Raw genomic sequence first — 12,765 nt, 5'->3', positions numbered from 1 at the left:
GTCATCAGCGTGCCGTTTTGCGTTGCAGCTGTTGGGTCGCGCTGCGGTATAGCCTGCGCTGGACGGTGGCCTGGATGGGCTTGAGGCAGAACGCGAACAGATAGGCACACAGGAATAAGCCAAGTTCCAGCCATGAGCGGGTTTCAGGGCTGGCGGCTTGTTCGGCTTCCAGACTCAGGCCATATTCCAGACCTGCGAAGGCAAGCCCAATCAACAGGGCGATTATCCAGGCACGGGTGGCAAAGGGTTGCGTTGCAGTGCGCCTCATCGACGTGCTCCTGACTGCACTCTGATGGCGGGGAAAGGGTCAGGAGATTCGGCTGTGTATTGGCCGACAAGTTCCAGGCGCCTGCACAGTTTCATCTTTGCAGGGATGACCAGGCGCGGCATGTGAACTTACGGAAAACCCAAGCAGGACTCGGGGTTTTCGCCAGCCGTTACAGTGAACGAAAAGGCTGGCTACTGAGTGCGCTTCAAGGCGTCTGGTTTTTGTCTGGCGCGGTCAGCCCAGCCTGGATGCGTTGGTAAATCTCCTCGCGATGCACGGCAACGTCCTTTGGTGCGTTGATGCCGATTCGTACTTGCTGGCCGCTAACGCCCAGGATGGTGATCGTGATGTCATCACCGATGTTTATGCTTTCACCGACTTTGCGGGTGAGTATAAGCATGGACTTCTCCTTGATTACTTTTAAGGACACATGTTTCAGACAGGGCAGGTGTCGGATGTGTGTAGCTTACTGCTAAGCGCTTCCCTGTGACTGCCTCTTTTAGGACGCATAGAGGCGACATTAATTCCCATGGCGGCATCATACAGGTCTGCGATACATGATTCGCATTGTTTAAGCCAACGTTTATGACGGCCAGAATAGACAGTGAATGATAAAGTTGCCTCTTTATCCTTTAAAGGAGCAGGGCAGTGCGTAAAGTAGCGATGGCAATTGCGGTGTTGGCATTGGCCGGTTGCGGTGAAGGCAAACGTGTCGATGCCCCCAAGGCCAAGCCTGCCGTGACCGAAAGCCAGCCTCAAGCCGGTACGATTGCCGCCCAGGAGTGGGATGTACGCGTAGGCCCGCCGGACCACAAGTTGCAGGCGATTACCGACCTGACCGCGTGGTTGCTGGAACATGGTTTCAATTTTTATATCGTGAAGGTCGACGGCAAGGACGAAGTGTTTCTGGGGCCTTTCGCAAGCAAGGCCGAGGCTGAGGCCAAGCAGGCCTTGCTCAACGAGAAGATGGCCCGCGCCAAGAAAACCGATACCGAATCACAGGTTGTCGAGCACCAGGCTGCGCAATAAGGGCTGGTTGGGCGGGAGTCCCGCCCACGTTCAACTACAGGCCTTGAGGTTTACCGGGCCGACAAATTCATTTCCGCGCCCCATCACGCAGGCCACCGTCTGGTTACGCTGACGCTCCCAGGTTTGCACCGGGTAGGTCTTGTTCCAGGCTTCGTACAGTTGGCGATCCTGTTTCGACAGGCGCAAACCGTATTGCTTGCTCATGTAGAAATAAGTGCGCGCAATCATCCCGCGAACTGATGGGCGCGGCATGACCTTCTTGGCCTTGAAGTCCACCTGGGTCAGGCATGATCCGTACTGCCCGCGTTGCACGGGCAGCCAACCAAAACTGAAGTTGTTACGGTCCCCGTTGACCTCGCCGATGCTTGGCACCAGGTTGTGCAGGTCGGCCTCGGCGCGCTTGAATACATCGTCATGGCGCGTGCAGTTTTTGCGCCCGCCGTTTTGCCAGCATTGGCGCTGATGCCCGATCTGCCAGGCTGGGACAATATGCTCCCACTCGATACGGGCAGCGCGGCTGGCGTTTTTGCGGGGGATGTAGCCACAGGCTTTCAGGTCCACACGGTTGCCAGTGTATTTGCAGCCACAGTAAAACTCGGTGGATTGCGGCGCGTAGAGTGTCCAGGCGACTTTCTTGGCTTCGCTGAACGTGCGAGGCGCTTGCGCGTGGGCGGTGATGGAAAGAAACAGGCAACACACAGCAATAAAGCGGGCACTCATTGAATCAATCTTCCTTCGGCACAACCCAGAAAATCTGCACGCCGCCATCATCCCGGTAGGCGAGGGTGACGTTGTCGTTCTCTGCGATTTCCTCCAGCAGGCGCTGCCACTCATCCTCGGGCTCATCCGGCAGGCGGAAGATCAAGGCTGCCTTGGCTTTCTGGGCATTGGTCGAATTGATGATCTTTTGCACACGAATGGCCAGGCGTTCGTAAGCACCAGGTGGGGTTTGTGCTGCGGAAGAGGACTTTGCCACGGGGGACTCCTTAGATAAGCTGTACGTGCATACAGTATTTAACTGCGAGCAATTTCGCAACTGCTTAAAATTCAGGAAGTTCTTCTGATACCGACTTGCGCGGTTTGAGGTAGGAAGGGGCGGTTCTAATGGTGGGCATTTGCGAGGGGAGGCAGGGGCGGGTAGGTCGCCCCTGCCGGGGTGTCACCAGGAATCAGTATTCCCAGAACATCCGTTGCAGCTCTTTGCTGTCCTGGGTCTTGGTCAGGGCGACCATCGCGAGGATGCGGGCTTTTTGCGGGTTCAGGTCATGGGCAACCACCCAGTCGTACTTGTCGTCAGGTTGTTCGGCGTTGCGCAGAACAAAACCGCCAGCATTCACGTGGGACGAGCGAATGATCTGCACGCCTTGTTTGCGCAGTTCCTGCAGGGCAGGGACAACCTTGGAAGACACCGAGCCATTACCGGTGCCGGCATGGATGATGGCTTTGGCGCCAGCCTGGGCCAGGGCCTTGTAGGCCGTGTCGCTCACGTTGCCGTAGCCGTAGGCGATTTCAACGTCAGGCAGGCTCTTGATGTTCTTGATATCGAACTCCGAGTCCATGGTGTGGCGCTTGGCTGGCAGGCGGAACCAGTAGGATTTGCCTTCAACCACCATACCCAGTGGACCCCATGGGCTCTTGAATGCTTCGGTCTTGATGTTGACCATCTTGCTCACGTCGCGACCCGATTGGATTTCGTCGTTCATGGTTACCAGCACGCCCTTGCCGCGTGCATCTTTGCTGCCGGCCACGGCCACGGCGTTGTACAGGTTGAGCATGCCGTCTGCCGACATGGCAGTGCCTGGGCGCATGGAGCCGACCACGATGATTGGCTTGTCGGTTTTTTCCACCAGGTTCAGGAAGTAGGCGGTCTCTTCCAGGGTGTCGGTGCCGTGGGTGATCACGATGCCGTCCACGTCCTTGCTGTCGGCCAGTTCGGCGACGCGGCGGCCCAGTTGCAGCAGGTTGTCGTTGTTGATGCTCTCGGATGCAATTTGCATCACTTGTTCGCCGCGCACGTTGGCGATCTGGCTAAGCTCAGGAATACCAGCAATCAGTTGTTCGATACCGACCTTGGCTGCCTGGTAGGTGGCACTGTTGGCCGAGCTGGCGCCAGCGCCGGCGATGGTGCCGCCGGTGGCGAGGATCACCACGTTGGAGAGTTTGGTCTTGGTTTCAACTTCCTTTGCCTGGGCGGCAACGGGGAACAGCAGCAGGAGGGCCAGCGCGCCCGGAACAATGTTCTTCAATGCAGATTTCATTATTTTTCTCTCTGGTTTTTGATGAGTGCTGGTGCAGGTTCATCTAGAGCGCCCGGGCGGTTCTGAACGCCGCGAGGTGCAGGGAATGAGCAGGATCTGTACCAGCCGGAGCAATTTTTTAACCATAAAATAAGATGTTGATTTATAAGGAATAAACCCGTCTTTTTGAGTTTCGTCAGCGATACGTTGTCCGACTTTCCGAACAATTGGGCGGTAGCGCGTTCGGTTGTCCGAAAAAATTATCGAATCTCTCCTCCGGGTGTGTGCGACACAGCCTCGCGGCCTGTCGTTTTAGAGAACGACCAGGCATTGGCGATGTTTAAGGGCGCACGTGAAGACAGAGGTCAGAGGGCGCGCATGAAAGCGTGCTGGAGACCGTTGACAAATCCCGACAAGGTTCTCATAGTTTGAATAACGCAAACGTTTGCGAGATGTTTCGTTGCAGGCGTTGCTTACAATAATCATAAGATCGGAGTGAACCCATGAAGCTGCCATTCGCTGGACGTCTTCTTGCTGTCGCTGTGCTTGCTGCCGCATCCGCTGCTTTACCTCTCTCCTCTGCATTTGCCGATGACGCCGCCAAACCGAAGGTTGGCCTGGTGATGAAGTCCCTCGCCAACGAATTTTTCGTCACCATGCAGGACGGTGCAAAGGACTATCAGAAGTCCCACGCCGCCGATTTCGACATGATCACCAACGGTATCAAGAACGAAACCGATACCGCCGCGCAGATCGACATCGTCAATCAGATGATCCTCGCCAAAGTTAACGCCATCGTCATCGCCCCCGCCGACTCCAAGGCGCTGGTCACTGTGCTGAAGAAAGCCTCCGACGCCGGTATCAAGGTCGTGAACATCGACAACCGCCTCGATCCGGATGTGTTGAAAAGCAAAAACCTCGATATTCCCTTCGTCGGCCCCGACAACCGCAAAGGCTCCAAATTGGTGGGTGACTACCTGGCCAAGCAACTGGCAGCGGGCGACAAGGTCGGCATCATTGAAGGTGTACCGACTACCACCAACGCCCAGCAGCGCACCGCAGGCTTCAAGGATGCGATGGACGCGGCCGGCATGAAGATCGTTTCCACCCAATCCGGTAACTGGGAAATCGACCAGGGCAACAAGATCGCTGCGGCGATGCTGAGCGAGACACCGGACATCAAGGCCCTGCTGGCCGGTAACGACAATATGGCCCTGGGTGCAGTCTCGGCTGTCCGCGCCGCAGGCAAGGCCGGCAAAGTGTTGGTCGTTGGCTATGACAACATCGAAGCCATCAAGCCGATGCTGCAAGACGGCCGTGTCCTGGCGACCGCCGACCAGGCTGCGGCCCAGCAAGCTGTGTTCGGTATCCAGAACGCGCTGAAGCTGGTCAAGGGTGAGAAAGTCGATGCCAAAGATGGCGTGATCGAAACCCCGGTCGAACTCGTCCTCAAGAAGTAATCCTGGCAGCACCCAACAGCGCCCGCTCATCGTGAGCGGGCGCCTGGAGATTTTCCTATGTCATCTTCCGCCCCGAACGCTGTCCTCTCGGTCAGCGGTATCGGCAAGACCTATGCCCAACCGGTTCTGTCCGACATCACCCTGACGCTCAATCGCGGTGAAGTGTTGGCGCTGACCGGTGAGAACGGTGCAGGTAAAAGTACCTTGTCGAAGATCATCGGCGGCCTGGTCACGCCGACCACCGGGCACATGCAATTCAACGGGCACGACTATCGCCCGGGCAGTCGCACCCAGGCTGAAGAGCTGGGTGTGCGCATGGTCATGCAGGAGCTCAACCTGCTGCCAACGCTCACCGTGGCCGAAAACCTGTTCCTGGATAACCTGCCCAGCCACTGTGGCTGGATCAGCCGTAAGCAACTGCGCAAGGCGGCTATCGAAGCCATGGCCCAAGTCGGCCTGGACGCCATCGACCCGGACACACTGGTTGGCAGCCTGGGCATTGGCCATCAGCAAATGGTCGAGATCGCGCGCAACCTGATCGGCGATTGCCATGTACTGATCCTCGACGAACCGACGGCGATGTTGACCGCCCGTGAAGTCGAGATGCTCTTTGAACAGATCACCCGCCTGCAGGCTCGGGGCGTGGCGATCATTTACATTTCGCACCGGTTGGAAGAACTGGCCCGGGTTGCCCAGCGCATTGCGGTACTGCGTGACGGCAAGCTGGTGTGCGTCGAGCCGATGGCCAACTACAACAGCGAGCAACTGGTGACCTTGATGGTCGGCCGCGAGCTGGGTGAGCAGATCGACCTGGGCCCACGGACCCTTGGCGCGCCTGCGCTGACGGTAAAAGGCCTGACGCGCTCGGACAAGGTGCGCGATGTGTCCTTTGAAGTGCGGGCCGGCGAGATCTACGGCATCTCCGGCCTGATTGGCGCCGGCCGTACCGAACTGCTGCGCCTGATCTTCGGCGCTGATCTCGCCGACAGTGGCACCGTGGCACTCGGCTCGCCGGCCCAGGTGGTGAGCATCCGCTCGCCGGTTGACGCGGTTGGCCACGGCATTGCCTTGATCACTGAGGACCGCAAGGGTGAGGGCCTGCTGCTGACGCAATCCATCAGCGCCAATATCGCCCTGGGCAACATGCCAGAAATTTCCGGCGGTGGCGTAGTCAACGGTCGTGATGAAACCGCTTTGGCCAAGCGTCAGATCGACGCCATGCGCATCCGCAGTTCCAGCCCCGCGCAGTTGGTGTCCGAATTGTCTGGCGGCAACCAGCAGAAAGTGGTGATTGGCCGCTGGCTGGAGCGCGACTGCGCGGTGATGCTGTTCGATGAGCCAACGCGCGGCATCGATGTAGGGGCCAAGTTCGACATTTATGCCTTGCTGGGCGACTTGACCCGCCAGGGCAAGGCGCTGGTTGTAGTGTCCAGCGACCTGCGTGAGCTGATGCTGATCTGCGACCGCATCGGTGTGTTGTCTGCCGGGCGCCTGATCGAGACCTTCGAACGCGATAGCTGGACCCAGGACGAATTGCTTGCCGCCGCCTTTGCTGGCTATCAGAAACGTGATGCGCTGCTCAATGACGCAGTGCTTAGGGATACCCCATGAAAACCACAACTACCCCCGGTAAAGCGGGCGGCAACTTCTACGGGCTTGGCACCTACCTGGGCCTGGCGGGCGCCTTGTTGGCGATGATCGCGCTGTTCTCCGTACTCAGCGATCACTTTCTGTCCTACGACACCTTCAGCACCCTGGCCAACCAGATCCCGGACCTGATGGTGCTCGCGGTCGGCATGACCTTTATCCTGATCATCGGCGGTATCGATTTGTCGGTGGGTTCGGTGCTGGCATTGGCCGCGTCGGCGGTCAGCGTGGCGATCCTGGGGTGGGGCTGGAGCGTTGTGCCAGCCGCCATACTCGGCATGGCCTGTGCCGCGCTCGCGGGCACGATCACCGGATCGATCACCGTGGCTTGGCGGATCCCGTCGTTCATCGTGTCCCTCGGCGTGCTCGAAATGGCCCGTGGCGTGGCGTACCAGATGACCGGTTCGCGCACGGCCTACATCGGTGATTCTTTTGCCTGGCTGTCCAACCCGGTGGCCTTTGGTATTTCGCCGTCGTTCATCATTGCGTTGCTGGTCATCATCGCGGCGCAATTGGTGTTGACCCGCACGGTGTTCGGTCGCTACCTGATCGGTATCGGTACCAACGAAGAAGCGGTGCGTCTGGCAGGTATCAATCCAAAACCCTACAAGATCCTGGTGTTCAGCCTGATGGGGCTGCTGGCGGGTGTGGCGGCGCTGTTCCAGATCTCGCGATTGGAAGCGGCTGACCCGAACGCGGGTTCCGGCCTGGAGCTGCAAGTGATCGCGGCGGTGGTTATCGGCGGGACTAGCTTGATGGGTGGGCGCGGTTCGGTGATCAGCACGTTTTTTGGTGTGTTGATTATTTCGGTATTGGCCGCTGGCTTGGCGCAGATCGGTGCTACGGAACCGACCAAGCGCATCATCACCGGTGCGGTGATTGTGATTGCGGTGGTCCTCGATACCTACCGCAGCCAGCGCGCCAGTCGGCGGGGCTGAACCATGGCAACGATCAAGGATGTGGCAGCGCTTGCAGGCATTTCCTATACCACGGTGTCACATGTGGTGAACAAGACGCGCCCCGTGAGTGAGCCAGTAAGGATCAAGGTCGAAGCGGCGATCAAGCAGCTCGACTACGTGCCCAGTGCTGTCGCGCGCTCGCTCAAGGCCAAGACCACGGCCACGATTGGCCTGCTGGTGCCCAACAGCCTCAACCCGTATTTTGCGGAGCTGGCCAGGGGCATCGAGGATTATTGCGAGCGTAACGGCTACTGCGTGATCCTGTGCAACTCCGACGATAATGCGGAAAAACAGCGGAACTATTTGCGGGTACTGCTGGAAAAGCGCATCGACGGCTTGATCGTCACCTCGGTAGGTGGCGATGACAGTGGCCTTGCGGCTGGCTTGAGCGCCGTGCGCACGCCGATGGTCATTGTCGACCGGGCGCTGGACGGCATCGATGTCGATCTGGTGCGCATCGATCACGAGGAGGGCGGTTACCTGGCGACCCGGCACTTGCTTGAACTGGGTCACCGTGACATCGCCTGCATCGGCGGCCCGGCTCACACCCGCGTCGCGCAGATGCGCCTGGCGGGCTATCACCGTGCGCTGCGTGAGGCGGGCGTGGAGGTGGCCGCCGATCGCACCGAGGAAAGCGATTTCACCAGTACCGGCGGTTATGCTGCCGCTGTGCAATTACTGGCGCACAATCCGCCCAGCGCAATTTTCGCCAGCAACGACATGATTGGCTTCGGCGTGTTGCGTGCAGCCGCCGAGCGCAATATCCGTGTGCCTGGCGAGCTGTCGGTGATTGGTTTCGATGATATTCAGATGGGCCGCTACGTGTACCCGGCGCTGACCACGGTCGGGCAGTCGATCGTGCAGCTGGGCGAGACGGCGGCGGAGCTTTTATTGCGACGAATTGCGACACCCCAACTGCCGATCGATCAACGCATCGTGACGCCGAGCATTGTGTTGCGCGAGTCCACGGCCCCCGTCGCCGGTGTGTTTGCCCAATACCGCTGAACCGAATTGATGAGTATTGATGTATGTGCGCAAACGTAGTGGTAGTAGGCAGCTTGAACATGGACCTGGTCACCCGCGCCAGCCGGTTGCCCCGCGCTGGAGAAACCCTGGTTGGCCAGGCGTTCTCCACAGTGCCTGGCGGCAAGGGCGCCAACCAGGCGGTGGCGTCCGCGCGGCTGGGCGCCGAGGTGGCGATGGTTGGCTGCGTCGGCAGCGATGCCTATGGCGTCCAGTTGCGTGATGCGCTGCTGGTGGAGGGCATTGACTGCCAGGCCGTCAGCCGTGTGGACGGCTCCAGCGGCGTGGCGTTGATCGTGGTGGATGACAGCAGCCAGAATGCGATTGTGATCGTTGCTGGCAGCAACGGCGAATTGACACCCGCCTCGTTGCAGGCGGCTGACACGGTGTTGCAGGCGGCCGACGTGATCATCTGCCAGCTCGAAGTACCGATGGAGACCGTGGGCTACACACTCAAGCGGGGTCGTGAGCTGGGCAAGACCGTGATCCTCAATCCCGCGCCAGCCAGTGGCCCATTGCCCGCCGAGTGGTATGCCTTGATCGATTACCTGATCCCCAATGAAAGTGAGGCCACGGCGCTGAGCGGTGTGACTGTCGACTCCCTCGACAGCGCCAAGCTGGCCGCGACGCATCTGATCAAGGCGGGTGCCGGCAAAGTCATCATCACCTTGGGTTCCGAGGGCGCGCTGTTTGCCGACGGCCAGGCGTTTGAGCATCTTCTGGCGCCCAAGGTCAAGGCGGTGGATACCACGGCGGCGGGCGACACCTTCGTCGGTGGTTTTGCCGCCGCCCTGGCCAACGGCAAAAGTGAAGCCGAGGCCATCCGTTTCGGCCAGGTCGCAGCCGCGCTGTCGGTGACCCGCGCCGGTGCACAACCCTCCATTCCTACGCTGCACGACGTGCAAGGTTTTGTGCCCTCATGAAAAAGACGCCATTGCTCAACATCGCCCTGTCGCGCGTGATCGCCTCCCTGGGCCACGGCGACATCCTGGTCATCGGCGATGCCGGTTTGCCCGTGCCGCCGGGTGTCGAGCTGATCGACCTGGCGCTGACCCAGGGCATTCCTGATTTCATCAGCACCTTGCGCATTGTGCTCAGTGAAATGCAGGTGGAAAGCCACGTGTTGGCGCAAGAAATCCTGCACAAGCAACCGCCGGCGCTGGCTGAGCTGAACGCGCTTGCCGAGCAGGCGGCGCTTGGTGAGCGGCGTCTGCTCAGCCACGAAGAGTTCAAGCATCTCAGCCGAAAGGCGCGTGCCGTGGTGCGTACGGGTGAGTGCCAGCCCTATTGCAATATCGCGCTGGTGTCCGGCGTAACCTTCTAGAGTGTCCCAACAACAAGGAGTGTTTTATGCAACGTGGTCTTCCAACCCTGAGAAATCTGTTTCGGAGTGTCCTGCTCTTGTCCGCACTCACTGCAGCAAGCGCCCACGCGGCGGAAAAAATCGACCTGATCATTGATACCGATCCTGGTGCCGACGATGTGGTGGCGTTGCTGTTCGCCATGGCCTCCCCGGACGAGTTGAATATTCGTGCGCTGACCACCGTTGCGGGCAACGTACGTCTGGACAAGACTTCGCGCAACGCGCGCCTGGCCCGCGAGTGGGCAGGGCGCGAGGATATTCCGGTTTACGCCGGCGCGCCCAAGCCGCTGCTGCGCACGCCGATCTATGCCGAGAACATCCATGGCAAGGAGGGTATCTCCGGCGTTACCGTGCATGAGCCGAAAAAAGGCCTGGCTGCCGGCAATGCCGTTGACTATCTGATCAAGACCTTGAGCACCGCCAAACCCCACAGCATCACGATCGCCATGCTGGGCCCGCAGACCAACCTGGCGCTGGCATTGACCCAGGCCCCGGAAATCACCCAGGGCATCAAGGAAGTGGTGGTGATGGGCGGTGCACACTTCAACGGCGGCAATATCACGCCGGTGGCGGAGTTCAACCTGTTTGCCGACCCGGCGGCGGCAGAGATCGTGCTCAAGAGCGGCGTGAAGTTGACCTACTTGCCGCTGGACGTGACCCACAAGGTACTGACCAGTGACGCGCGCCTGAAACAGATTGCCGACCTGAACAGCAACGCCAGCAAGGTTGTGAGCAATATCCTCAACGAATACGTCAAGGGCGACATGGAGCACTACGGCATCCCAGGCGGCCCGGTGCATGACGCCACCGTCATCGCCTACTTGCTCAAGCCTTCGCTGTTCAGCGGTCGTCAGGCCAATATGGTGGTGGACAGCCGCGAAGGCCCGACCTTCGGCCAGACCATCGTCGATTGGTACGATGGCCTCAAGCAGGAAAAGAATGTGTTCTGGGTTGAGAACGGCGACGCCCAGGGCTTCTTCGATCTGCTGACTGAGCGCCTCGCGCGTCTGAAGTAAAACCCTTGCCGGTCGGCGTTCGCCGGCCGGTTCTTATTCGCGCTCGGGGTTGTGCGCGCCCATGTGATCGGCCGGGTATTTTGCAAATACCTGGGCGATGAACGCTTGCGCTGCCTGGGTGCCCAGCTCCTTGACCAGCAGGTCGATACCGATGATCGCCAACTCCTCCGTGCTACCGGGGCTGTAGGAACTTTGCCCTTGGGGCCACTTGGCTTTGATGTCGGCTTGCAGCGTTACGGTGGTCATGAAGGTCTCACGGGGCTGAAATGCTGGGCAGTGCGCCGGAGCGCGTTTCTTACGCCGGCAGTTAACCATTTTGTATCGACTTTGGCACTGATACTTAGGCATAAGGCGCTTCGGGATGAGGCGAGCGCTGTGCGACACTGTCCGCCTGTCTAATTGCCGGGGAACACCGCGTGCAGATCGATTTGAACAACCCCGAGAACCTGACCTTGGCCGCCGTGCGCCAACTGATTGCCAGCGCCAGCGACGACGAACACACCCAATTGCGGGTCACCAAGGCCGGTATAGCCTATATCTCTTGCGGGAAAGCAGTGGGGGGCGTGGACATAGACGGCTTGTTGTTTCGCCTTGAGACCTGGGCCAAGGGGGCGGGCTATGTCGGCAATGTGGCCGCCAGTGACGAAGTCTGGGTCATGCAGATCTTCAATGCGCTGAAGCAGAACTGGCCGAAGCCGCCGTTTGACTACATCGACGTCTACTGAGTACGTTCATATCTGGTGACGATTGATCGGGCGAATGCCGGTCGAGAGTCAGGCAGACTTGCCCTCCGGCGGTTTACGTCTTGAAACCAATCCGCCTCACCGCTGTCGCACGATCTCTGTCCATTTTTATCATAGGAGGCTTCATGCCTTGGAAGCTCGCATCATTCGGTACTTTGTTGGCAGCACTCGCGTTGGCGGGTTGCAGCACCCCGGGTGCCTCTGAGCCAGCCAAAGACGCCGCCATGGCCGATGCTGGTCATACCCGCTGCGAATCGAAGGCCGCAGAGTTCACGATCGGCCAGAAAGCCTCGCCTCAGTTGCTGGAGCAGGCCCGCACCCGCGCCGGCGCGCAGAACGCGCGGATTCTCAAGTCCAACGACATGATCACCCTGGAGTACCGCTCCGACCGCCTGAACCTGAACACCGATGACAACCTGGTGATCACGCGCGTCAACTGCGGCTGATCGTATCGAGCTTTTGCAGTGCCCATAAAAAACCCCGTCACATGGACGGGGTTTTTTTAGCTCAGCGGAGAATTACTCGCCGCGAACCTGTGCAGCTTGCATACCCTTTTGGCCTTTCTCAGCCACGAAGGAAACGGTTTGGCCTTCTTTCAGGCTTTTGAAACCGTCGCTTTCGATAGCTTTGAAGTGTACGAACAGGTCGTCACCGCCACCTTGAGGAGTGATGAAGCCGAAGCCTTTTTCATCGTTGAACCATTTAACGGTGCCGGTTTGGCGATTAGACATGGTGTATCTCCAAGAAACATATATTTTCAGTAGTGCTGTGCTGCTCAGGCCAACTGGGCACACCGGGCTATCATAGTCGAAATGTTCGGCTTGGGAGCCCCCCCAAGGCATTGTTTGCTAATCAATAGCGTTGCGTTTAGTGCCTGTCTTCGCTGAAAGCCCCGATTTACGGGGCTTTGGTGCGAAATATCAGCTGGTAAAAAAAGCCGTAAAAGCTGCGTAATTTGTGCGAAATGGCAGTTTTTGGACTGTTTTTCTAGCGAAACGCTCGCCTGATCTATGGTCGTTC

General features: G+C 59.0%; 17 protein-coding genes. 10 read left to right on the top strand and 7 right to left on the bottom strand.

Going from position 1 to position 12,765, the window contains the following annotated elements; all coding sequences use genetic code 11:
* Positions 1-4 precede the first annotated feature (4 nt).
* On the bottom strand, positions 5-268 hold the full coding sequence (locus B348_RS0119975) for a hypothetical protein (RefSeq protein WP_017737840.1): 264 nt from the start codon (positions 266-268) through the stop codon (positions 5-7).
* 205 nt (positions 269-473) lie between these two features.
* On the bottom strand, positions 474-668 hold the full coding sequence (gene csrA / locus B348_RS0119970; RefSeq protein ID WP_003192511.1) for a carbon storage regulator CsrA: 195 nt from the start codon (positions 666-668) through the stop codon (positions 474-476).
* Between the two features lie 263 nt (positions 669-931).
* Between csrA and B348_RS0119965 the strand changes: the two genes are divergently transcribed.
* A complete protein-coding gene (locus B348_RS0119965; protein ID WP_017737839.1) occupies positions 932-1,297 on the top strand; it encodes a hypothetical protein in 366 nt (121 codons plus the stop codon).
* 30 nt (positions 1,298-1,327) lie between these two features.
* On the opposite strand, the gene B348_RS0119960 is transcribed toward B348_RS0119965, so the two are convergent.
* The 3 genes from B348_RS0119960 to B348_RS0119950 all read right to left on the bottom strand — a co-directional run bounded on the left by B348_RS0119960 (position 1,328) and on the right by B348_RS0119950 (position 3,555).
* Positions 1,328-2,017, bottom strand: a complete 690-nt coding sequence (locus B348_RS0119960; protein ID WP_017737838.1) for an endonuclease — start codon at positions 2,015-2,017, stop codon at positions 1,328-1,330.
* A gap of 4 nt (positions 2,018-2,021) precedes the next feature.
* A complete protein-coding gene (locus B348_RS0119955) occupies positions 2,022-2,273 on the bottom strand; it encodes a DUF1654 domain-containing protein (protein WP_017737837.1) in 252 nt (83 codons plus the stop codon).
* Positions 2,274-2,466: 193 nt separating this feature from the next.
* Entirely contained in the window at positions 2,467-3,555 is a 1,089-nt protein-coding gene (locus B348_RS0119950) for an asparaginase (protein WP_026136927.1), read from the bottom strand.
* Between the two features lie 482 nt (positions 3,556-4,037).
* Here B348_RS0119950 and B348_RS0119945 point away from each other — a divergent pair, with 482 nt between their 5' ends.
* The 7 genes from B348_RS0119945 to B348_RS0119915 are packed head-to-tail and all read left to right on the top strand — an operon-like array spanning position 4,038 to position 11,002.
* Complete coding sequence (locus B348_RS0119945; RefSeq protein ID WP_026136926.1) at positions 4,038-4,994, top strand: sugar ABC transporter substrate-binding protein; 957 nt, start codon at positions 4,038-4,040, stop codon at positions 4,992-4,994.
* Between the two features lie 57 nt (positions 4,995-5,051).
* Complete coding sequence (locus B348_RS0119940) at positions 5,052-6,605, top strand: sugar ABC transporter ATP-binding protein (protein ID WP_017737834.1); 1,554 nt, start codon at positions 5,052-5,054, stop codon at positions 6,603-6,605.
* Positions 6,602-7,579: an ABC transporter permease gene (locus B348_RS0119935; protein ID WP_017737833.1), complete on the top strand. Its 978-nt coding sequence runs from the start codon at positions 6,602-6,604 to the stop codon at positions 7,577-7,579. The genes B348_RS0119940 and B348_RS0119935 overlap by 4 nt, the downstream gene beginning before the upstream one ends.
* Positions 7,580-7,582: 3 nt before the next feature.
* A complete protein-coding gene (locus B348_RS0119930; protein WP_017737832.1) occupies positions 7,583-8,605 on the top strand; it encodes a LacI family DNA-binding transcriptional regulator in 1,023 nt (340 codons plus the stop codon).
* Positions 8,606-8,628: 23 nt separating this feature from the next.
* Positions 8,629-9,546 (top strand): ribokinase, encoded by a 918-nt coding sequence (rbsK, locus tag B348_RS0119925; protein ID WP_026136925.1) that lies wholly within the window; start codon positions 8,629-8,631, stop codon positions 9,544-9,546.
* Positions 9,543-9,947 (top strand): D-ribose pyranase, encoded by a 405-nt coding sequence (rbsD, locus tag B348_RS0119920; RefSeq protein WP_017737830.1) that lies wholly within the window; start codon positions 9,543-9,545, stop codon positions 9,945-9,947. The genes rbsK and rbsD overlap by 4 nt, the downstream gene beginning before the upstream one ends.
* Before the next feature lie 26 nt (positions 9,948-9,973).
* Positions 9,974-11,002 carry a nucleoside hydrolase gene (locus B348_RS0119915; RefSeq protein WP_017737829.1) on the top strand — a complete coding sequence of 343 codons (1,029 nt, stop codon included), beginning with the start codon at positions 9,974-9,976 and terminating at the stop codon, positions 11,000-11,002.
* A gap of 33 nt (positions 11,003-11,035) precedes the next feature.
* On the opposite strand, the gene B348_RS0119910 is transcribed toward B348_RS0119915, so the two are convergent.
* Entirely contained in the window at positions 11,036-11,248 is a 213-nt protein-coding gene (locus B348_RS0119910) for a hypothetical protein (RefSeq protein ID WP_017737828.1), read from the bottom strand.
* 170 nt (positions 11,249-11,418) lie between these two features.
* On the opposite strand from B348_RS0119910, the gene B348_RS0119905 reads away from it, so the two are divergent.
* A complete protein-coding gene (locus B348_RS0119905) occupies positions 11,419-11,727 on the top strand; it encodes a hypothetical protein (protein ID WP_017737827.1) in 309 nt (102 codons plus the stop codon).
* Between the two features lie 143 nt (positions 11,728-11,870).
* Positions 11,871-12,191 carry an I78 family peptidase inhibitor gene (locus tag B348_RS0119900; protein WP_017737826.1) on the top strand — a complete coding sequence of 107 codons (321 nt, stop codon included), beginning with the start codon at positions 11,871-11,873 and terminating at the stop codon, positions 12,189-12,191.
* Between the two features lie 72 nt (positions 12,192-12,263).
* Here the strand turns inward: B348_RS0119900 and B348_RS0119895 are convergent, their stop codons facing one another.
* Entirely contained in the window at positions 12,264-12,476 is a 213-nt protein-coding gene (locus B348_RS0119895) for a cold-shock protein (protein ID WP_003234260.1), read from the bottom strand.
* Positions 12,477-12,765: the final 289 nt, after the last annotated feature.

Origin of the sequence: Pseudomonas sp. CBZ-4 (assembly GCF_000346755.1) — a bacterium.
Taxonomy (GTDB): domain Bacteria; phylum Pseudomonadota; class Gammaproteobacteria; order Pseudomonadales; family Pseudomonadaceae; genus Aquipseudomonas.
The sequence above is the reverse complement of the archived record's forward strand: the minus strand, read 5'-3'. Positions and strand labels throughout refer to the sequence as shown.

Coding starts and splice junctions, on each gene's coding strand:
- B348_RS0119950 (WP_026136927.1), bottom strand. CDS start 3,555: ATGAAATCTGCATTGAAGAACATTGTTCCGGGCGCGCTGGCCCTCCTG.
- B348_RS0119930 (WP_017737832.1), top strand. CDS start 7,583: ATGGCAACGATCAAGGATGTGGCAGCGCTTGCAGGCATTTCCTATACC.
- B348_RS0119945 (WP_026136926.1), top strand. CDS start 4,038: ATGAAGCTGCCATTCGCTGGACGTCTTCTTGCTGTCGCTGTGCTTGCT.
- B348_RS0119960 (WP_017737838.1), bottom strand. CDS start 2,017: ATGAGTGCCCGCTTTATTGCTGTGTGTTGCCTGTTTCTTTCCATCACC.
- rbsK (WP_026136925.1), top strand. CDS start 8,629: ATGTGCGCAAACGTAGTGGTAGTAGGCAGCTTGAACATGGACCTGGTC.
- B348_RS0119910 (WP_017737828.1), bottom strand. CDS start 11,248: ATGACCACCGTAACGCTGCAAGCCGACATCAAAGCCAAGTGGCCCCAA.
- B348_RS0119965 (WP_017737839.1), top strand. CDS start 932: ATGGCAATTGCGGTGTTGGCATTGGCCGGTTGCGGTGAAGGCAAACGT.
- B348_RS0119975 (WP_017737840.1), bottom strand. CDS start 268: ATGAGGCGCACTGCAACGCAACCCTTTGCCACCCGTGCCTGGATAATC.
- csrA (WP_003192511.1), bottom strand. CDS start 668: ATGCTTATACTCACCCGCAAAGTCGGTGAAAGCATAAACATCGGTGAT.
- B348_RS0119900 (WP_017737826.1), top strand. CDS start 11,871: ATGCCTTGGAAGCTCGCATCATTCGGTACTTTGTTGGCAGCACTCGCG.
- B348_RS0119895 (WP_003234260.1), bottom strand. CDS start 12,476: ATGTCTAATCGCCAAACCGGCACCGTTAAATGGTTCAACGATGAAAAA.
- B348_RS0119935 (WP_017737833.1), top strand. CDS start 6,602: ATGAAAACCACAACTACCCCCGGTAAAGCGGGCGGCAACTTCTACGGG.
- B348_RS0119940 (WP_017737834.1), top strand. CDS start 5,052: ATGTCATCTTCCGCCCCGAACGCTGTCCTCTCGGTCAGCGGTATCGGC.
- B348_RS0119915 (WP_017737829.1), top strand. CDS start 9,974: ATGCAACGTGGTCTTCCAACCCTGAGAAATCTGTTTCGGAGTGTCCTG.
- rbsD (WP_017737830.1), top strand. CDS start 9,543: ATGAAAAAGACGCCATTGCTCAACATCGCCCTGTCGCGCGTGATCGCC.